The organism is Rosettibacter primus (genome assembly GCF_036860675.1).
Taxonomy (GTDB): domain Bacteria; phylum Bacteroidota; class Ignavibacteria; order Ignavibacteriales; family Melioribacteraceae; genus Rosettibacter; species Rosettibacter primus.
Genome location: NZ_JAYKGK010000003.1, coordinates 327898 through 348156 on the forward strand (window position 1 = coordinate 327898; position 20259 = coordinate 348156).

A 20259-nucleotide genomic window follows, 5' to 3' on the forward strand; every position below is an offset into this window, starting at 1 on the left:
CTTGTCCTCATAAAAATTTTATTGCTTTTATTACTTCTCTGCCAAAATATTTATTGATTTTTTTTATTAATAAATTTTTTTGAAAATTCAATTCACTTTTCCAGACTGAGTTTTCTACTTTCAAGTATAAAGTTTGCTTATCCACTTTTTTTGCTTTTGCTATTTCTTTTAACTCAGGAAAAATATTAACAAACTCTTCTGCAATATTATAATTTTCTGCTATCTCCCTAATTTTCTCAAATTCCTTTTCCGTCTGCAAGATATCGTTTATACTTTTAAAACTAATTAATGATTGTCGTTTTCCCATTTTCCACTTTTATTAAAAGTGTATCTAATAAATCACCAAGTTCTTCTTTTTTGGTTAAGTCCGTCATAGTTATAAATGCCTGTCCAACTTTTGGAAGATACCTGCTGATTTTTTCTGCTCTATATTTATCAAGTTCGCCAAATATATCATCCATTAAAAAAATAGGCGACTTTGAAATCTTTTCATGTATATAAAAGAATTGTGCAAACCTTAGTGCAATTTGAAATGTTTTATGCTGTCCTTGTGAACCATACCTTTTTAATTCTTTTCCATTCAGATAAAAAATATAGTCGTCTCTGTGCGGTCCAATCAAATTCATACTTTTTTTTATTTCTTCTTCTTTTTGATTTTCTAGTATTTCTCTAAATTCTTCTTCCTTGATTTCTTCACTATTAATTTGTGTAGAATAAATAATTGCTGGAATTTCTTCATCTGACATTATTTGCTTATATGCTTCTTTTAGGTAATTATCAAAATCGAATATAAATTTTTTCCTTTGTTTAATAATTTCTATACCCCTTTTAATTAAGGCTTCTGTCCATACATCAAGTTGACTATAAAGATTAACATTCTTGTTTTCTCTAATCTGGTTTAAGATTAATGATCGTTGTTTAAGAATTTTTGAATACTCGAGAAGTATTTTTAAATATACCTGACTGATTTGTGAAATAATAGAATCAACAAATTTTCTTCTATCTGCTGGTGCACCTTGTGTAATTGAATGGTCTGACTGTGTTAAAGATACTACAGGAAATTTCCCGATGATTTCTGCAGCTGAATTAATTTGTTTTTCGTTGAGATAATATATTTTTTTATTTTTTTGAATATCGTAAGTCAGTCGTGCTTTTTCTTCCGTCAAATCAATAAACTTCCCTGTTATTTCAAAATATGGCGCATCATAAGTAACTACTTCACTTTCAGCAGATAAATGTAAATTTTTAGTCGTACACAAGTAATATATTGCTTCTAAGATAGTTGTTTTTCCTTGCCCATTTCCTCCAATAATAAGATTTAATTTATCAGAGAACTCAATGGATGTATTTTTGTGAAGTCTAAAATTCTGCAGCTCAATTTGTTTAAGAACCATTTTATGTGTTTATTCTTACCGGCATAAGCAACATCATAAGTTCAATATTTTCTTTTTTTTCTGCCGGCTCGATTATAACTGCTTTTGTTGGAGAATGTAATTTAAATAAAACTTCTTCATAATCTGAAAGATGGCTTAAAATATCATTCATATATTGAGAATTAAAACCAATATCCATCGGTTCGCCAGAATATTCACAAGATACTTTTTCTTCTCCTGCAGATCCTGTATCTACATCTTCTGCTGAAATAGTTATATATTCTTTGTTTAAACTAAACTTTACTCTTCTTGTGTTAGATGTAGAAAATAACATCATTCTTTTTATTGATTCATTTAATTCTTTTGTATTAATCTTTAGTAAATATTCATTTTCTAAAGGTATTACGCTTTGATATTCTGGATACTTATGTGAAATTAGTCTGGAAATTAATTCTATATCACTGAGCCTAAAAGATACATAGGTATTTGTGAAATAGACTTTTACTTCTTTTTCATCTAAAATCTTTGTTAACACATTTACTGCTCTTTCTGGAACTACATACTGTTTTTTAACTGGTGCTTCAATGTTTTTTCTCAAAAGGTTAACGAGCCTATGTCCATCTGTTGTTACGAATCTTAACCCATCATCAGAAAATTCAAAAAGTGTTCCTAATAATGCTGGTCTAATTTCCTCCTTACTCATTGCGAATGCAGTTCTTTCTATTGCACTTCTTAATTCTTCGCCATTAATGGAAATCTCATTTATATCCTGTTCTTTGCTATCGTTTAATGAAGGAATTTCTGGAAAATCTTCTGCTTCCAGATAACTTAGAGAGTACTTACCTGTATCTGTAGTCAGAATTATTTTCTTATTACTTTCTTGAAGAAGAAAATTTATTGTTGTGTCTTTCAATGATTTTACTAAATTATAAAGATGATGTGCTTGTATTACAAATTTTACATTATCATCAGAAATAACACTTAAAAATGACTTTAAAGATATTTCAAGATCTGTTGCATAAACTGTTAGCAAACCATCTTTGATATCAAAAAGAAAATTCTCTAAAATCTTCATTGGAGTTCTTGTTGGAACAGCAGGGATGATTTTGCTAAGTAGTTTTTCTAGTTCTTTACTGTTGACTTTAAATTCCATTTTTATCTCCAATTGACAGTGCAAAATATCAAAAAATGCCTATACTTTCAATTTATAAATTTTTGTATTGACTATATAAATTATTAATATCCACACAGTTATTATAAATACTTGCTAATTAATTAATTCTATAGGGTAAATAATAAGAATGTTGATAAGTTGATAATTACTCATTTATTAGTTTTTAGATTAAAAGAAAGAAAAAATAAAATTAATTGTTGTTACTTTTTTGTTAAAAGTTAATGTTAAAAAAATGCAGAAAATAAATTGATAATTATTCAACAATATTTTAACAAAGTAATCACAAGATATAAACAATTAAGAAGAAGACATTTCGATTTTGTTTTTTAGGAAATCAATAGTTTCTTTTAATTTCATATCTGTCTTTATTAATTCTTCAATAGAAGAGCAGGCATGAATAACAGTGGAGTGGTCTCTTCCTCCAAAATGCAAGCCAATAGTTTTTAGAGAAGATTTAGTTAAAGTTTTGGAAAGATACATAGCAATTTGTCTTGCGAGTACTACTTCTTTTCTTCTATTCTTTTCTCTTACTTTGTTTTCATCAACATTATAAAAATCACAAACAACTTTTGTTATAATGTCAATAGAAATGTTAACCTGCTTATTAGTAGAAACTTCTTTTACAGTTTTTTTAACTAATTCAAAATCTATTTCTTTAGAATTAAGAGAAGAAGTAGCAAGTAATTTAATTAAACAACCTTCTAATTCACGAATATTTGAGGTGATGTTATAAGCAATATATTCAAGAAATTCATTTGGAAGATTAATTCCATAATTTTCACTTTTATTTTTTAAGATAGCAACACGAGTTTCAAAATCAGGTGGTTGAATGTCAGCGGTTAAACCCCAGGAAAAACGAGAAATTAATCTTTCGTTTAATCCCTTTAATTCTTTTGGCGGCTTGTCGCTTGATAGAACTATTTGTTTTCCGTTATGATGTAAAGTATTAAAAATCTGGAAAAATAAATCGAGAGTCTTTTCCTTGCCAACGAGAAATTGTATGTCGTCAATAATTAATACATCCATGCTTTTGTAAAAACTTGAAAACTCATTAACTTTATCACTTTGAATGGATTCTACAAATTCAACAGTAAAAGCATCTGAAGAAATGTAGATTACTCTTTTTTCGGGAGTTCTCTCAAGGATTTTATTTCCTATAGCATGCATCAGATGAGTTTTACCAAGACCAACGCCTCCGTAAATAAAAAGGGGATTAAAAGAAGTTTGACCAGGATTTTCTGCTATTGCATAGGCAGCAGCCCTTGCAAGTTGATTTCCTTCCCCTTTAATAAAATTTTCAAAAGTATATCTTGGATTTAAAAATGTTTCATATTGTTTTTGTTGTGGAACATTGGATAAAGACGGTTCTTCTTTTTTTGTAATTATAAGTTCATTTTCTGTCGGTTCTTCTTTTTCTTCTAATACTATGTAAACTAATTTTCCATCACTACCTAAAACTTGATTAATTACATTATTAATTAAAGTATTGTAATGCTCTTCTATCCATTCTATAAAAAAGTGATTAGGCACAAAAATTTTTAGTGTATTATTGTTGAATTCAAAAGGTTTAATTGGTAAAAACCAAGTGTGATAAGTCATATAAGAAACGTTATTTCTAATTATATTTAAGCATTCTTTCCAAATATCTTTTGCATCTTTTGTTATCTCGGATTTTTGAATTAACTCCATAGTTATCCACAATTTTTGTTTTGAAAATGAACTAAAAATCAAATTTTTTTATATAAAAAAAAGCATAACTACTTAAAGTATCAACAAATTATTAACATTAAAAAATAACCATAACTTATTATAATAAAACAAGATACAAGCAAATGAGCAAAAAAATAAACATTAACACCTGTATATAAAAAAAGAAAAAACCAAAATTATTTTTTGTGAAACGTTTCACAAAATAAAATTATCAACAAATTATCAACAAGTTTTGGAAGGGTTTAAACCCACGTGAAAATATGGGTTGGAAATCATAAGAGCAAATTAATTTTTAAGAATAATTTAAAAATTTTTCTAATAAAGAAAGAAAATAAATTTGATTAGTTTTGAGTTAAATAAAAGGAAGAACAATGAAAAATATTTTGATTGTTTTTACAGGCGGAACCTTTTCAATGAGAATAGACGAGGAAACAAAAGCGGCAATTCCCCATTTTCATGGAGAAGAATTAATTAAATTAATTCCAGAAGCAAAAGAATTAGCAAATATTTCTATATATGAGTTCGGGAATTATCCTGGACCGCATATGACACCACAATTAATGTTAGAATTATCAAAAGAAATAAAAAAATTTATTAGTGATGAAAACATTGATGGAATTATTATCACACATGGAACAGACACATTAGAAGAGACAGCATATTTTCTGGATTTGGTAATTAAAACAGATAAACCGATAGTAGTAATAGGAGCAATGAAAACAAGTTCCGAACCAGACTGGGATGGACCACGAAATATGATTGATGCAATACACATTATTAATAATTCTAATAGTAGAGGTCTTGGAGTTCTTGTTTGTTTGAATGGTGAAATTAATGCAGCAAGTGAAGTTACAAAAACACATACAGAAGATATTGAAACATTTAGAAGTCTCGATTTTGGCGCGCTTGGTTTTGTTGAAAGGGGAAAAGTAATATTTAATCGGTTGCCGAGAAAACTTGAGAAATTCGAAACAGAAAAAATTAATTCTAATGTTGATTTAATTAAAGTATATGCAGGAATGGATGAAAAATTTTTCCGTTTCTCAGCAGACAGTGGAGTTGATGGAATAGTAGTAGAAGCAATGGGAGTAGGAAATGTTCCTCCAAAAGCATTTGATGGAATAAAATATGCAATTGAAAAAAATATACCTGTAGTTCTTGTATCAAGATGTCCAGCAGGAGAAACACTTGATATCTATGGATATCCAGGTGCGGGCAAATGGTTAAAACAAATAGGAGTAATTTTTGCAGAATATTTAAATGGACAGAAAGCAAGAATCAAATTAATTGTTTGTCTTGGTATTACAAAAGATGTAAATCATCTAAGAAAAATGTTTGAAGGCTGAATTGAAGAAAGAGCTTGAAAAATGGATTTGCACAGTGTTGCTAATTCCAATTATTATTTTTTTAATTATCAACAAGGGGAAATTTATTTTTATTGATTATATCAATTTACTAATTCATGAAGGAGGGCATGGTATATTCAAAATCTTTGGAAAATTTTTACACGCAATAGGAGGGACACTTACACAAATTTTAATTCCTGTTATGTTTGTTATTTATTATTTGAAAAATGAAAAAATTTTTATTTCACAGATACTTTTGGTTTGGCTTGGAGAAAACTTTTTGAATATTAGTGTTTATGCAGCAGATGCGAGAACACAAAAGCTGCCATTATTAGGGGGTAAAAAAGTATATCACGACTGGAACTATATTTTGAATGAACTCGGAATTTTGAATTATGATTTTATAGTTGGAGAAATTTTTTACTTTATTGGCATAATAATTTTTATTATTGCTCTATTGCTACCTTTAAATAGAAGGGGCTACAAAAAAGAAGATATTGATTTAAAGTTGTAGCCCCAAAATATTTTCTTACCAGCCAATAAAAATCAATTGAATTAATATAAAAATAGGAAGTAACACGATTAATGAAAATTTATACATGTAAGCAAAGAAACTGGGCATTTTAATATTGTTTTCTTCTGCAACAGCTTTAACCATAAAATTTGGTCCGTTTCCAATGTAAGTCATACTTCCAAACAATACAGCAGCTACAGAAATTGCTTTTAACAATTCCTCTGGAATTCCTGCTACAAGAGTCCCCGTATTTATTCCCAGTCCTAAAGCTAATGAATGAAATGTTACAGCGGTTGGAGTATTGTCAAGAAAACTACTTAGTAACCCAGTGTAATAGTAAAATTGATGTGGTAATGTAACACCAAGCGTGTGAGCATTTACTTCAAGATATAACAAACAAGGAACCATAGTTATAAAAATTCCTAAGAACAGGTAAGCAACTTCTTTAATTGGCTCCCAAGTAAAATTGTTAGATTCTCTTGTGAGTTTAGGAGTAAATAAGAGAGAAAGAATAGCCATAGAAAGTATTGCACCTTCTCTAATAAACTTGTAGTATTCATTCTCTTCAATAAAGTGCAGATATTGTTCATTTAAAAATGCTACAGATAAAACAACCCCAGCAAGCCAGAGGAAATTTATTTTTCCTTCTAACTTTATCGGACGAATGTTAGTTTTATCTTTTTGAATTGAAGCTTTTGGTTCCTTTTTGTAGTAATAATTGTCAACCAGGAAATAAATTATTAATAATACTGCGTTAGTGAAGAACCATTCCGGAAACAGCTTTAGGAACCATGTAAAGTGAGCACCACGCAGATACATCATAAATAATGGCGGATCGCCAAGAGGGGTTAATAAGCCACCGCAATTAGCTACAATTCCTATAAAGAATAGAATTGTATGAACCTTAAATTGTCTTTCTTTATTTGTTTGAATAACCGGACGAATTAGGAGCATAGCAGCACCAGTAGTTCCCATAAATGAAGCTAGAACAGCTCCAATCCCTAAAAATAAAGTGTTAATAGAAGGTTTTGCCTCAATGTCTCCTGATAGATAAATTCCACCGGTTATAGTAAAAAGAGAACCAAGCAGAATAATAAAAGGGATGTAATCAAACACCAGGGTTTCATAAAGATGTTCACCTAAATTAGAGGACAGAAGGAAAATTGTGGCAGGGATACTCAAGATAATTGCAATAATGAGTTTGTTTGAATTTTTTTCCCAAAAATGATTCCATACCAGTGGAAAAATTGCAATAGATAATAGCATCAATACGAAAGGAAGTAAACTAAGCAAAGGAATAGAGATACTGTGTGTTTCCATTTTTTCTCACATAAATTAGTTAAAAATTCCTGCAAAACTAAAATTTATATGATAATGAATCAATTAAAGCAAGAAATTTAACAGAAAAATAACCAGCTGATTTAATATTACTTTTTAAATAGTTATGATTAAAATAAGATTATTATCTTTTGTAAATTTGTTTTACGAAATAAAAAAGATAAAGAAATGCTTGACCCAAAAACATTTCACAGAAAGCTTGACTCTCTTCTTTCAAAAATAGGACAGGAAAAATCTGGAAAGGATTTTCTATCTACAATAGTAACCGAGCTCGAAAAAACTTTTGGTTACGATTTACATATTGGTAATGGAAGAATTTATGAAGAAAGAGATAATGAATATGTATTAATCTTCTCGAAAGAAAATCATCCAATGGAAAAAATACCAGCAGATTCAAAGGCAGTACAGTTATTACTGAAATCAAAAACATATATATTCGATAATCCTGAAGTGTCTATTGATAATACTGTTGGCAGAAATGGTGAGTATAGAATACCTGCAGCTATTACAGTAAGAGGAAAAGAACAAAGATGGATATTTATTTTTGATTTGATGAGTGGCTGGATAAGAGAAGAAATTGAATTATGCTTAAATGCAGTGCGAACAGTTTTAAATTATAGATTAACATCAGAAGCAGTAAAAAGTGAAATGGAACAGGCAGTTCAAATTCAGCAAAGTTTATTGCCTCTTACTGCTCCTGAATTTGAAGGGCTGACAATTGCAGGTAGATCTATTCCAGCAGAAATGGTCGGTGGCGACCTTTATGATTACTTTAATTTCGATAACGAAGTTTTTGGTGTTTGTATCGGCGATGCGAGCGGACATGGATTGCCTGCAGCTTTGCTTGTAAGAGATGTTGTAACAGGATTGAGGATGGGTCTTGAAAAACATCTTAAAATGGTTTATACATTTAAGAAACTTAATAATGTTATTTATAGAAGTGTTTATTCCACAAGTTTTGTTTCGTTGTTTTATGCAGAAATTGAGAAGAATGGTAATATAATCTATGTAAATGCGGGTCATCCAGCGCCTTTACTATACGATGGCAATGAATTTATAGAACTAGATTCTACAGGATTAATTTTTGGTGCACTCCCCGAAATAAACATTCATCGCGGCCATGCATTTATGAAACCAAATAGTTTGCTAATTCTTTACAGTGATGGAATTATTGAGAGAAAAAACAGCAATGAAAATGATTTTGATATTACAGGATTAAAAAAAATAATTAAAGAACATTTTGATAAAACACCAGAACAACTTCTCGATATAATCTTTGATACACTTTACGTATATGGAGGAGGAAAAAAATGGGATGATGATGCAACGGTTGTTATTGTAAGAAGAGATAAATAAGAGGATATATAATTGAATAAAGAAATAATAAAAAAGTTCTTTTCTCAAACAATTAGAAATGATTTTACATTAAATATAATTTATGCTGTAGCAACAGGAATAATTGTAGGACTTTCTGCAGTTCTTTTTCACAATTCAATAGAATTTTTTAACGAACTATTTTTTCATCAAACAGCAAGTGGTTTATTTTTCCTTGGAGCCGCAGCGGTTATTATTATTCCTGCAATTGGAATGTTAATACAGAGTGTAATGATTTTTCTTTCGCCAGAATATGCAAGCAAAAAGGGAGTTACAGAAGTTATTAAAGCAGTAGCATTAAATGGAAATAGAATTCCTTTTCGCTCAACAATATTTAATTTTCTTGCCTCAGTTATAAGTATTGGTTCCGGTAATACTGTTGGTCCAGAAGGTCCGGCTGCTCGTCTTGGAGGCGGAATAGCAAATAAATTTGCTTTTGTTTTTAAGTTACCTGATAATAAAAAAAGTATTCTTACTGCTGCAGGCGCAGGAGCCGCTATATCAGCAATTTTTAATACCCCAATCGGAGGAATTTTCTTTGCCCTCGAAATAATTTTATTAAATGAATTTTCAACTACAAGCGTTCCTATTTTAATTCTTTCTTCTATTTCTGCAAGTGCTATCTCAAGAACTTTTTTAGGAAACGAATCAATTTTTGTTTTTCACAGCCCAAATCCAGGAAGTTATCTTTATTTATATCATTATGCATTACTGGGAGTGCTGGCAGGTATAATTTCTTTTGCATTTGTAAGTTATTCAAATAAAACAGAAAAAATTTTTAGTAGAATACTAAAAAAAATTCCTCAGTGGATTGTTATGACTTCTATTGGTTTGCTGGTTGGCATAACAGGATATTTTTATAAATATATTTTTGGCATAGGTTATAATGGGATTAATCAAATTTTATCTGGTTCTTTAACTTTTCAGGTGGTTTTAATTTTGCTTGTTTTGAAATTTATTCTTGTGCCGCTTATTCTAAATTCAGGTGGTTTTGGAGGTATTTTTGCACCATCATTGTTTATAGGTGCATGTTCTGGTTATTTATATGGTTCTGGATTAAATTATCTTTTGGGGAATCAATTTGATGTTACAGCATTTGTTCTCGTTGGAATGGGGGCAGTCCTAGGTGGGATAAATTTCATACCAATTTCTGCTATTCTTATAATTTTTGAAATGACAAAGGATTATTCATTTATACTTCCTTTGATGCTAGCAGTTGTAACAAGCACAATGTTTGTACAGCTGACCTTAAAAAAATCTATTCATGAGAGATATCTTGAACAGCAAGGTTATCGTATTTCAACAACAAGAGATATTAAGTTTAGATTAATTCCTGTAAAATCTGTAATGAGAAAGGACATAGTTCTAATTTCAGAAGATACACTATTACCGCATTTAATAAAAGATTTAATAGAAAGTAAACAAAGCGTTTTTTATGTTGTTGATAAAGAAGGAAATTTGAATGGGTATATTTCTGAATCTGAATTAAAGGAATTAATTACAGAATATGAAAGTATAAGAGATATACTTGTTGCAAGAGACATATCAAAAAATAAAATTGTAACTGTATTGGAAGACGATACTTTGGATGAGGTTTTAAAACTATTTGAGATTTATGATATTAATGAAATTCCAGTAATATCTGCTGACAAAAAGAAAGTACTCGGAACAATAAGCAGAAATGATATTATTGCTGTTTATAACAAAGAAAATCTCAGGGCAGAAATTATTGAACAATTATCATTCAATTTATTAAAACTGGAAAAAGTTAAAAGGATAAAAGTTTTTGAAGGGTATTCCATAATAGAAAAAATTCCGCCACAAGAACTAATTGGAAAAACACTTTCGCAACTTGATTTTAGAAAGAATTTTGGCTTAGAAATCTTAATGATAAAAAAAGATTTTTCAAAGAACGAAAATATTGTTTTCCCGCATTCAAATTATGTTATTGAAAAAGATGATAAACTAATTTTGTTTGGCAAAGATGAAGATGTAGATAATTTTGAAAATTTGTAGAAATTTTTAATTGTTTGTTTTTATTTGCTGAATAATAATCCCGCCAACAATAAAAATTAATCCTAAAATTGAAGAAGCAAATAGTTTTTCTCCAAGAATAACAGAGATAAAAATCAATGAGATAAAAGGAGAAAGATAAGCAAGAGTGGCAGTATGTGCTTTATTTTCACTTAACGATAATGCTTTCATCCAGAGAAAAAATGTTATCCCCATTTCAAAAAAACCGATGTAAACCGAACCTAAAAAATACTTTGGTTCGAAATCAAAATGATTTTCAAAAAATAAAGTATAGATACCAATTAATATTGTCCCAAACAAGAATGAACCAAAAAGTTTTTCTGACGGTTCTCTGCTGTCAAGTAAATTTAATATCCAGAATAAACCCCAAACAACAGAACTTCCAATGGCAAGGCTTACTCCAGTAATGTTGTGAAAATGAAGACTTATTAAATTTCCTCTTGTTGCAATAATAATTACGCCAGTGAAAGCTATGAACAAACCAAGTATAGTCCTCAAAGTCAATTTATTTTTTAAGAACAGAACAGAAAAAATTGAAATAACTATAGGCCATGTATAATTTAAAGGAAGAGCTTCCTGAGCAGGCAATATTGAGTATGCCTTAAATAAAATTAAGTAATAAAGAAAAGGATTAATAATGCCAAGAACCAGATTGTTTTTAAAATCTTTTCCTTTGATTATTAAATAAATATTTTTTTTATTATTGATGAACTCGAAGACAAAAAAAATAATAGTGCTAGTTAAAGAAGAAATTAACAACAAATGAGTAACACTCATTCCTTTTAGTGTAAGTTTAAATGCTGTGGCCGAAGTTGACCATAGTATGATTGAAGCAATAGCAAATAAAAATGATTTTAACTTATTGTTCATTAAAAAATAATTTTATTTATAATTGTATTATAATTAAACCTGTATGACAAGTCAAACTACTATCATGAATCAACTATGTTAATAGGTTAAAATTAGCGAGGCATATTTTTTACTGTGTCAAATAAATTTATTTTTTGTTTGAACCCAATACACTATTTTGATATTGGCAATAAATAATTACTTATCAAAAGGTGGAATATGTTTTCAGCAAAAATTTATAAACAAAGAAGAACTGAATTGAAGAAAAAAATTGAAAAAGGATTAATTCTTTTTCTAGGAAATGATGAATCCCCTATGAATTATGCAGATAATGCTTATAAATTTCGTCAGGACAGCACATTTCTTTATTACTTTGGAATTGATGAACCAAATTTTGCAGCTATTATAGATATTGATGAAAACAAAGAAATGATTTTTGGAAATGATTTTACTATTGATGAAATCGTCTGGATGGGACCACAGAAAACTGTAAAACAAAAAGCAGCAAAATGCGGAGTTAATCTAACTTTTAAGATGAACGAACTGGAAAATATTCTGAAGGCTGCTTTAGCAAAAGGAAGAAAAATTCACTTCATTCCTCAGTATCGGCATAGTAATATGATTAAGTTGCAAATTCTGCTTGGCATTGATGCCTCAAGAGTGAATGATTATGCTTCACAGGAATTGATTAAAGCTGTGGCAGAACAACGGGCTGTAAAATCTAAGGAAGAATTAGAAGAAATTGAAAAAGCAATATCAATAGCATACGAAATGCAGGTTGCTGCAATGAAATTTGCAAAAGCTGGAATGATGGAAAAAGAAGTTGCTGGATTTATTGAAGGCATTGCAATTTCAATGGGAAGCGGTCTTTCTTTTCCAGTAATATTTTCAAAACATGGGGAAACTCTTCATAATCATTTTTATGGAAATAAATTAAACAATGGAGATATAGTTGTAAATGATTCCGGGGCAGAAAGTCTTTTACATTATGCAAGTGATATAACAAGAACATTTCCTGTAAGTGGAAAATTTACTCAGATGCAAAAAGAAATATATGAAATTGTATTGCTTGCACAATTAACAGCTATAAAATCAATTAAGCCAGGAGTTAGTTATAAAGATATTCACTTGAAAGCATCTACAGTTATTGCCGATGGATTAAAAGCACTTGGACTGATGAAAGGCGATGTAAAGCAGGCAGTAAAAGAAGGGGCTCATGCTCTTTTCTTTCCGCATGGACTTGGACATCTGCTTGGACTTGATGTTCATGATCTCGAAAATTTTGGGGAAAGCAATTTTGGTTATGATAATAAAATTAAAAGAAGTTCTCAGTTCGGTCTAAAATCACTGCGTTATGCAAAAGCACTTGTCCCTGGAATTGTAATTACTGTTGAACCAGGTATTTATTTTATTCCTCAACTGATTGAAAAATGGGAAGCAGAAAAAAAATTTACTCAATTTATTAATTACCAGAAATTACAAGCATATAAAAATTTTGGTGGAATTAGAATTGAAGATGATGTTCTTGTAACTGAGACAGGAAGTAAAGTTCTTGGGAAACCAATTCCAAAGTTTGTTGATGAAGTGGAAGAAGTTTCATCAAGTAAAATTTAGAATTTGCAGATGATTTTTTTTCTTGCAATTCATTGTCCAAAAATATTAGATTAAAATGGACATTAAGACTGAATAGAAATTAGGAGGTAAAATGAAATCAATAAAAGAAAAAGTACTTTCAAAAAAAATATTGACAGTTAAATCCGGAACCAATATTTATGATACAGTTCTTTTTATGGCAGAGCATAATATTGGTCTTGTACCAGTACTTGGCGACGATGGAAAACTTCTCGGGGTATTTTCAGAAAGAGATTTGGTAAGACGTGTGATTGCAAATAATCTTGATTTGAAAACTACTAAAGTCGACGATGTTATGTCTAAAGATTTGGTTATTGCAGATATTAATGAGACTTATGAAGAATGCTTAAAGAAAATGAAAGACCGCGGCACAAGACATATTCTGATTATTGAAAATGAAAAATTAGCCGGAATACTTTCTATAAGGGATTTATTAGAGATAGATTTGAAAGTTCAAAAAGAAACAATAGAAGTTCTTCATAATTACATTTATTCAAAATAGGTAAGGTAAAATGTTTTCCTTAAATATTAATGCGGTAAATATTATACAATTGATGCTTGCACCAGCAGTTATGATTAATGCTTGCGGTCTTTTGTTGCTTGGAATGAATAGCCGGTATTCAATGGTTGCAAATAGAATAAGACTCCTGAACGAAGAAAAAAGAAGGTTACTTTTGAAGATAGGCGAAGGTCCTTACACAACAGAAGATAATGTTAGGCTTGCAAGCATTGCAAAACAGATTGATGCACTTGTTTATCGTGTGAAACTTGTAAGAAATTCTGTACTAAGTTTTGTAAGCGCAGTAGCTCTTTTTGTTCTGTGCTCAATTTTACTTGGCATTACTTCAATATTTTCTGTTGATGGTCTTGATGCATTTATTACTACAGCATTTTTGCTTGGAATGCTTCAGGTTTTTCTTGGTGCCTTTTTTACCGCGATAGAATCCAAAAAGGGTTACGATATTATAAAATTTGAAGTAGAGTCTCATGAATGAACAAAGAATCATTTCAAAGAAAAATTTATTAAAACCAGAAAATATGATTCAACTTTATGCTCAGGGTGCATTTCCCATGGCAGATGACGATGGAAATATAGAATGGTATTTGCCTGAAATTAGAACTATCATTCCTCTTGATAATTATAATATTCCACGCTCACTAAGAAAGTTTATGGAGAAATCAAATTTCGAATACAAGATTGATTCTAAAATTATCGAAGTTATAATTAATTGTTCTAAAAGACCAAAAACATGGATTTCCGAAGAATTAATCGAAGCATACAAAGGATTAATTAAACTTGGTTATCTGCATTCTGTCGAAGTCTATCAGAACAATGAATTAGTTGGTGGTCTTTATGGAGTAACATATAGAGGAGCCTTTTTTGGTGAATCAATGTTTTCAAAAGTATCACAGGCTTCTAAGTGTGCACTTGTTAGATTAATAGAACATTTGAATAAAAAAGAATTTGTTTTGCTTGATGTGCAATTTCAAACAGAACATTTGAGAATGTTTGGTGCAGTCGAAATTTCTTTTGATGAGTATACAGAGTTGCTTCTAAGAGCACATGAAAAGAAAGTAAATTTTAATTGACCTGCCAAAAATTCTGCTCATCTTTGATAAATCCTCATATTTTTTTTATACTTATGAACGAAATTATGATTATTAATTAACAAAATGGCGAGTACAATGATACATTACAAAGAATTAGGCTTAGTAAACTCAAAAGAGCTGTTTCAAAAAGCAGTGAAAGGTGGATATGCTATTCCAGCTTTCAATTTTAATAACCTTGAACAACTTCAGGCAATTATTGGTGCTTGTGTTGAAACTAAATCTCCTGTAATTCTGCAGGTATCAAGCGGAGCTCGTAAATATGCCAATCAAACATTGTTAAAACATCTTGCAAAAGGAGCAGTAGAATATGCTCATGAACTTGGATATGATATTCCAATCGTTCTGCACCTTGACCACGGCGATAGTTTTGAACTTTGCAAATCCTGTATTGAATCAGGTTTTTCATCTGTTATGATTGATGGTTCACATTTACCATATGAACAAAATGTTGAACTTACAAGAAAAGTAGTTGAATATGCTCATCAATTCGATGTATCTGTAGAAGGTGAACTAGGTGTTCTTGCAGGAATTGAAGATGAAGTTTCAAGCGAGGTTACACATTATACAAAACCTGAAGAAGTAGAGGATTTTGTAAGTAAAACCGGCGTTGATTCTCTTGCAATTTCAATTGGCACATCACATGGTGCTAATAAATTCAAACCTGAACAATGTACAAGAACTGAAGATGGGATTCTAATTCCTCCGCCGCTTAGATTTGATATACTTGAAGAAATTGAAAAAAGAATTCCTGGATTCCCAATTGTTCTGCATGGAGCTTCTTCTGTTCCAGTTGAATTAGTCAAAACAATTAACAGTTATGGCGGGAAATTAAAAGATGCTGTAGGAATTCCAGAAGACCAGTTGCGTCGTGCAGCTGCGTCAGCAGTTTGCAAAATTAATATAGATTCGGATGGAAGATTGGCTATGACTGCAGCTATCAGAAAAGTATTGGCAGAAAATCCTGCAGAGTTTGACCCAAGAAAATATCTTGGTCCTGCACGCGAAGCATTGAAAGAATTATACAAGCATAAAATTATTAATGTGCTTGGAAGTGCAAATAAAGCATAAGTAACAAAAAAGGGAATCCATTCAAGCAAGATGGATTCCCTTTATTTTATATAATAAATTTTTCTTTAGCTCATCTTGTTAATAAATAATCTGCAATCTTTCCTAAATCTTTTACATCAAGATTATTAAATGAAGGCATTACAATGTTTTTGTATTTCAATCTGTATTGCTTCAGTCTTTTATTACTGTAAGAAGATGGATTTCTTAGATAATTGATTAAATTGTCTCTATTCCAGTATTTATTTATTTGAACGAGTGCCGGGGCAATGTTGCTTCCTTCAAGATTTTGTCCGTGACAGGAAGTACAACCATTTTCACGGATTAATGTTAACCCGTCCTTCTCTTCATTCGACTGCATTGTCTTTTCAACATAATTTATAGAAGTCTGTGTCTCTTCTTTTGGTTTTGTAATTCTGCCTAATATGAAGAGTACTATGAATAAACTTAAAAAAGCAGCAAGCCATTTTTGAGCATTTGTCATATAGTTTTTCCTTTCGTTTTTCAATTGTAAAATTAATAGGTAGGAAGACTAATTACAATTTTTCATTTAATTAATATTAAATTGTAGAACAACATAACAGCAAGAAATAAAATTGAAAAAGGTAATCCGTAGAAAGGTATTAATATTAAACTTGCAATTAATGAACCAGTGCATCCACCAATTAAATCTGATGCATATAGCTGCGAAATTAAATTCTTCTGATTTTCTGTTTTGTAAAAACAGGCAAAAGAGAAAATTCCTGCGGTTAAAAATCCATCGAGTAAAAGTAAAATGAGAAAAATTATTAGACTGCTTTGTAAAATAGTTTTCATTAAATAGTAAACAGACAAATTCAAAAGCAGAAATGAAATGATGAGCATTATTCCTAAATACTTTTCTTTTTCTTTGAAAGAACCTACAAAATAATTAACTAAATATGCACCAAGCGATAAGCCAATCATAAAAGATGTTAGCAGAAGTCCTATATCTCTATACAAAATTCCATTTTGATTTTGATAGATGATTATAAGTATAACTTCTAAAATCATTCCTGTAAATCCTGCAGTAAAAACAATCACAATTCTTTTGAAATTGCTGAACTTTCTTATGATAAGAGAAAATACCAGTAAAATTATTAAAGCAATTATTAATAACTCTTTCTTTGAGTTTTGAAATGGAATTTTTTTATATGATAAATCAGGAAAAAATTTTGATAACCAGATTGATGTTGTATATGCATAGCAAACAGGCTGTAAATCTGTATTTATGTTCTCCGACGGTTCATTAAATATTTTTTGAATTTCATAAAACCTGTCGTTAGTAAAAATATAATTGATGTATTGAGGTGAAACTAATTTTGTTTCGGGTTTTCTTTCGTTAAATCTGTTGACGAGTAATGAAACATCTTTTATCAAATTTGATTTTGAAGCAATAAAAATTACACCGGGAAGAACGGTTATGTCTTTAAAACTTGTTTTAAGAGCATTGAAGATACTTTTATTTCTTTCCTTTAATTGATTTGTCCAGATGTTCTCTGAAGAACGAATTCTAAAAGTAAGAATGCCAGTTTGAGTTAAAGAATTATAGCATTGCTGAAAAAATTCCTTAGTATAAAATCGATTGTTTTGTGCTGACATTGGTTCAGGCATTCCAATTAGAATCAAATCATAAGAATGTTTATTACGCAAAAATTTTCTCGGGTCGTCATAAATTATTTCTACCTTTTGATTTCTCAGCGGGTTCGATAAATTTTCGGGTAAATAATTTTTAACTATGTCGATTAATTCTTTATTGATTTCAACATATTCAATTTTTTTAACAGGCAATTTCAATAACTCATTAATAATTCCTTCAAAACCTCCGCCGAGTACAAGAACATTATCTATCTTTTCAAGTTGTAAAGTTGACAGATGTACAATCTCTTCTGCATCAAAGCTGCTGGTTTCGTAAGCAAGAGCATCATCAATAAAAACATTTATCTGATTTTCAAATGATGAAATTGAAATACGTCCGTAAGGAGTATCAATTGATTTAATTAGAAAAGGATGATTCCATAGATTCATGTAGTAATCAATTTTTTGATTAAAAACGAATAGAAGAAAAGTGATTGCAAATATTAAACTTGTGAAAAGTTTGTTTATCTTTCTGTTTTTTTCTAATGATAACGATGCTACAATTGTTAATATTAAACAACAGAAAAGAGCCGTTGAAAAGTTATTTATTCTTAAACTCAAAGATAAAGTAGAACACAAACCGCCAGCAACTCCTCCGACACTTTCGACTGCATATGCTTTTGCCAGAGTTTCATTTTTATCGAGAAAATCTTTTGCTGTCCATTGAAATAATAATCCTGCAATTATACTAAGTGGAATTAAAGCAATTAATAAAATAATTATTTGTTGAAAAAATGGGAGATAACTGCCGGCAACAGAACCAAAGCTTTTTCTTAAAGCACGAATGAATACAAAATCAGCAAGCAAAAATAAATTTGATAAATAAAATAGAAATTGAATATGATTTCTTTTCGGCACGAAGGCGCGTTTACCGATTGATGCTCCTGCAGCAGAACCAATTAACCAGATACCAAATGAAAGAACATAAATTAATTCGATTCCATAGAAAGCAACATTTAATTCTCTAAGTATTACAACCTGTGCAAGGATTGAAAAAAATCCAACAGCACAAAGATAAATTATGGATATGGTTTTGGGACTAATTAAAATCTTTTTCACTGAATACTTCTGCCTGAAAAGTATAAAGTTCAGCATTTTTCCAGTCGTTAGCTTTTAAGCCTGCCTTAAAACAAAGTTGGTCTAAAAATACTTCTTTACTCCATCCTGTTTCAGTTGCAACCTGCGGCAGGAAAACTGCTTGCCGATTTCCTTTTTTTACAATTACTCCATCTCTGCCAAGAACAATTTCATCTGCATTATTGATTTTTTTGTATGGTGTTAAAACAGAAATTTCAATTTCTATTTGCTCAAGTTCATTTTTTGTTAATGGTCTAAATCGTGTGTCGTTAAAAGCAGATTGAAGAGCCATAGCACCAATTAGTGTACAGAGTGGAGTATCTTCGGCCATGCGACCAATACATCCGCGCAGCTCTCCATGTTTTTTAAGTGTAACAAATGCACCTCGTTTAACTTTAAGTTTTTGATTCATATCTCGAGGTATAGGAACTGTTTGCGTCATAAAATATTGTTTAAGAGTGTTACGAGCAAATCTTAAAAGAAATTTTTTATCGGAAGAAGTTAATTGATAAGAATTATCGATTATTAATGTATCAACATCTGCAGTTTCATTGTATGTTTTTTTTGAAATTACTACTGCCCCATAACCAACCACTCTGTCAGTAGAACCCACAGGATTGTATCCTGAATTACAATAGCTGATTATTTTTGCACTTTTAGCCCCAAGTTCATTTGCTGTGCAAATTCCGGCTATAATTGGAGCTTCGCCGCAGGCACATGTTACAAGTTGTGCTATACCTTTTTGCAATTGTTTGTTTAAGACATTTTTAATTTTTTCAGGATTTAATTCTGTGATTGATTTGAGTGTAATATTGTCAACTTTAATGGCATCATCAAAATTTGGATAGTGGGAAAAGTCAGAACTAACAACTATTAGTGATTTTTTATTTTGTAAAATCTCAGCGAGAGCTTTTCCAAATCGGTTGCATAAATTAATATCCGATGAACCAACAATCACAGGAAGAATTTTTGTATCAGGGAATAAATATTTTATAAAAGGCAGTTGAACTTCAATTGAATGCTCTTTTGCATGAACAGTAAGATTAGTAGTAACATCAATATCTTTTTTTAATAATTCTTCTGCAGTTTTATTATCAATTTTGAGTGAACCAATTGGTGTAGAAAAAGAACCATTTGGATAAATAGAAATCCCGTAGAAATTTGGTGTTGTATGATTTGTTCCAAGTATTACAATTAAATCGAACTTTTCATTTTTAACTTGATTGAAAGCATCTGCAGCAATTTGACCTGAATAAATATAACCAGCATGAGGAACAATGATTGCAATTATGCTGTCTGCAGTTTTTGTTTTTGCATTCTCTAAAAAAATTTCTATTTGTTTCTTTAAGATGATTGAGTCGGCAGAATAAAATTGTCCGGCAAAAACAGGATAACGAGTTGAATCAGTAATACTGCCGGAATTTTTTTCTGCCTTGCAAGAAAAAAATGTTATTGTAAAAAGCAGGAGGTATAAAAACTTTTTCATTTTTTTCTTCCTTTGTCAAT

18 protein-coding genes are annotated in these 20259 nt (G+C 30.2%); 9 read left to right on the forward strand and 9 right to left on the reverse strand.

Features of this window, described 5'->3' with window-relative positions; genetic code table 11:
- Positions 1-7: 7 nt before the first annotated feature.
- The 4 genes from VJY32_RS06170 to dnaA form a co-directional block, all read right to left on the reverse strand.
- Positions 8-307 carry a DciA family protein gene (locus tag VJY32_RS06170; protein ID WP_353677025.1) on the reverse strand — a complete coding sequence of 100 codons (300 nt, stop codon included), beginning with the start codon at positions 305-307 and terminating at the stop codon, positions 8-10.
- Positions 282-1394, reverse strand: coding sequence for a DNA replication/repair protein RecF (recF, locus tag VJY32_RS06175; protein WP_353677026.1), 1113 nt, complete (start codon positions 1392-1394; stop codon positions 282-284). Before recF ends, VJY32_RS06170 begins: the two co-directional genes overlap by 26 nt.
- A 1-nt stretch (position 1395) precedes the next feature.
- The gene (gene dnaN, locus VJY32_RS06180; RefSeq protein WP_353677027.1) at positions 1396-2526 is read right to left on the reverse strand and encodes a DNA polymerase III subunit beta; all 1131 of its coding nucleotides are present in this window, start codon (positions 2524-2526) and stop codon (positions 1396-1398) included.
- Positions 2527-2844: 318 nt separating this feature from the next.
- Positions 2845-4236, reverse strand: coding sequence for a chromosomal replication initiator protein DnaA (dnaA, locus tag VJY32_RS06185; RefSeq protein ID WP_353677028.1), 1392 nt, complete (start codon positions 4234-4236; stop codon positions 2845-2847).
- Positions 4237-4628: 392 nt separating this feature from the next.
- Here dnaA and VJY32_RS06190 point away from each other — a divergent pair, with 392 nt between their 5' ends.
- Both VJY32_RS06190 and VJY32_RS06195 read left to right on the forward strand, forming a co-directional pair.
- On the forward strand, positions 4629-5603 hold the full coding sequence (locus tag VJY32_RS06190) for an asparaginase (protein ID WP_353677029.1): 975 nt from the start codon (positions 4629-4631) through the stop codon (positions 5601-5603).
- A gap of 1 nt (position 5604) precedes the next feature.
- Complete coding sequence (locus VJY32_RS06195; RefSeq protein WP_353677030.1) at positions 5605-6117, forward strand: hypothetical protein; 513 nt, start codon at positions 5605-5607, stop codon at positions 6115-6117.
- A 15-nt stretch (positions 6118-6132) separates the two neighbouring features.
- On the opposite strand, the gene VJY32_RS06200 is transcribed toward VJY32_RS06195, so the two are convergent.
- The gene (locus VJY32_RS06200) at positions 6133-7437 is read right to left on the reverse strand and encodes a sodium:proton antiporter (RefSeq protein WP_353677031.1); all 1305 of its coding nucleotides are present in this window, start codon (positions 7435-7437) and stop codon (positions 6133-6135) included.
- A gap of 186 nt (positions 7438-7623) precedes the next feature.
- On the opposite strand from VJY32_RS06200, the gene VJY32_RS06205 reads away from it, so the two are divergent.
- On the forward strand, positions 7624-8811 hold the full coding sequence (locus VJY32_RS06205; RefSeq protein ID WP_353677032.1) for a PP2C family protein-serine/threonine phosphatase: 1188 nt from the start codon (positions 7624-7626) through the stop codon (positions 8809-8811).
- Between the two features lie 12 nt (positions 8812-8823).
- Positions 8824-10845, forward strand: a complete 2022-nt coding sequence (locus VJY32_RS06210; RefSeq protein ID WP_353677033.1) for a chloride channel protein — start codon at positions 8824-8826, stop codon at positions 10843-10845.
- A gap of 6 nt (positions 10846-10851) precedes the next feature.
- On the opposite strand, the gene VJY32_RS06215 is transcribed toward VJY32_RS06210, so the two are convergent.
- Positions 10852-11733 (reverse strand): DMT family transporter, encoded by an 882-nt coding sequence (locus tag VJY32_RS06215; RefSeq protein WP_353677034.1) that lies wholly within the window; start codon positions 11731-11733, stop codon positions 10852-10854.
- Between the two features lie 198 nt (positions 11734-11931).
- Between VJY32_RS06215 and VJY32_RS06220 the strand changes: the two genes are divergently transcribed.
- The 5 genes from VJY32_RS06220 to VJY32_RS06240 all read left to right on the forward strand — a co-directional run bounded on the left by VJY32_RS06220 (position 11932) and on the right by VJY32_RS06240 (position 16023).
- Complete coding sequence (locus tag VJY32_RS06220; protein WP_353677035.1) at positions 11932-13326, forward strand: aminopeptidase P family protein; 1395 nt, start codon at positions 11932-11934, stop codon at positions 13324-13326.
- 91 nt (positions 13327-13417) lie between these two features.
- Positions 13418-13846, forward strand: coding sequence for a CBS domain-containing protein (locus VJY32_RS06225; protein ID WP_353677036.1), 429 nt, complete (start codon positions 13418-13420; stop codon positions 13844-13846).
- A gap of 10 nt (positions 13847-13856) precedes the next feature.
- Positions 13857-14339, forward strand: a complete 483-nt coding sequence (locus VJY32_RS06230; RefSeq protein ID WP_353677037.1) for a DUF2721 domain-containing protein — start codon at positions 13857-13859, stop codon at positions 14337-14339.
- A complete protein-coding gene (gene aat / locus VJY32_RS06235) occupies positions 14332-14934 on the forward strand; it encodes a leucyl/phenylalanyl-tRNA--protein transferase (RefSeq protein WP_353677038.1) in 603 nt (200 codons plus the stop codon). Before VJY32_RS06230 ends, aat begins: the two co-directional genes overlap by 8 nt.
- Positions 14935-15030: 96 nt before the next feature.
- Entirely contained in the window at positions 15031-16023 is a 993-nt protein-coding gene (locus tag VJY32_RS06240; RefSeq protein WP_353677039.1) for a class II fructose-bisphosphate aldolase, read from the forward strand.
- Positions 16024-16093: 70 nt separating this feature from the next.
- Here the strand turns inward: VJY32_RS06240 and VJY32_RS06245 are convergent, their stop codons facing one another.
- The 3 genes from VJY32_RS06245 to amrB all read right to left on the reverse strand — a co-directional run bounded on the left by VJY32_RS06245 (position 16094) and on the right by amrB (position 20239).
- Complete coding sequence (locus VJY32_RS06245; RefSeq protein WP_353677040.1) at positions 16094-16504, reverse strand: c-type cytochrome; 411 nt, start codon at positions 16502-16504, stop codon at positions 16094-16096.
- Between the two features lie 62 nt (positions 16505-16566).
- Positions 16567-18735, reverse strand: coding sequence for a spermine/spermidine synthase domain-containing protein (locus tag VJY32_RS06250; protein ID WP_353677041.1), 2169 nt, complete (start codon positions 18733-18735; stop codon positions 16567-16569).
- Entirely contained in the window at positions 18716-20239 is a 1524-nt protein-coding gene (gene amrB / locus VJY32_RS06255) for an AmmeMemoRadiSam system protein B (protein WP_353677042.1), read from the reverse strand. Before amrB ends, VJY32_RS06250 begins: the two co-directional genes overlap by 20 nt.
- Positions 20240-20259: the final 20 nt, after the last annotated feature.

Excerpts from the sequence above, each read along its gene's own strand:
- VJY32_RS06170 (WP_353677025.1), bottom strand. The coding sequence starts at position 307 with ATGGGAAAACGACAATCATTAATTAGTTTTAAAAGTATAAACGATATC.
- recF (WP_353677026.1), bottom strand. The coding sequence starts at position 1,394 with ATGGTTCTTAAACAAATTGAGCTGCAGAATTTTAGACTTCACAAAAAT.
- dnaN (WP_353677027.1), bottom strand. The coding sequence starts at position 2,526 with ATGGAATTTAAAGTCAACAGTAAAGAACTAGAAAAACTACTTAGCAAA.
- dnaA (WP_353677028.1), bottom strand. The coding sequence starts at position 4,236 with ATGGAGTTAATTCAAAAATCCGAGATAACAAAAGATGCAAAAGATATT.
- VJY32_RS06190 (WP_353677029.1), top strand. The coding sequence starts at position 4,629 with ATGAAAAATATTTTGATTGTTTTTACAGGCGGAACCTTTTCAATGAGA.
- VJY32_RS06200 (WP_353677031.1), bottom strand. The coding sequence starts at position 7,437 with ATGGAAACACACAGTATCTCTATTCCTTTGCTTAGTTTACTTCCTTTC.
- VJY32_RS06205 (WP_353677032.1), top strand. The coding sequence starts at position 7,624 with ATGCTTGACCCAAAAACATTTCACAGAAAGCTTGACTCTCTTCTTTCA.
- VJY32_RS06215 (WP_353677034.1), bottom strand. The coding sequence starts at position 11,733 with ATGAACAATAAGTTAAAATCATTTTTATTTGCTATTGCTTCAATCATA.
- VJY32_RS06220 (WP_353677035.1), top strand. The coding sequence starts at position 11,932 with ATGTTTTCAGCAAAAATTTATAAACAAAGAAGAACTGAATTGAAGAAA.
- VJY32_RS06225 (WP_353677036.1), top strand. The coding sequence starts at position 13,418 with ATGAAATCAATAAAAGAAAAAGTACTTTCAAAAAAAATATTGACAGTT.
- VJY32_RS06230 (WP_353677037.1), top strand. The coding sequence starts at position 13,857 with ATGTTTTCCTTAAATATTAATGCGGTAAATATTATACAATTGATGCTT.
- aat (WP_353677038.1), top strand. The coding sequence starts at position 14,332 with ATGAATGAACAAAGAATCATTTCAAAGAAAAATTTATTAAAACCAGAA.
- VJY32_RS06240 (WP_353677039.1), top strand. The coding sequence starts at position 15,031 with ATGATACATTACAAAGAATTAGGCTTAGTAAACTCAAAAGAGCTGTTT.
- VJY32_RS06245 (WP_353677040.1), bottom strand. The coding sequence starts at position 16,504 with ATGACAAATGCTCAAAAATGGCTTGCTGCTTTTTTAAGTTTATTCATA.
- amrB (WP_353677042.1), bottom strand. The coding sequence starts at position 20,239 with ATGAAAAAGTTTTTATACCTCCTGCTTTTTACAATAACATTTTTTTCT.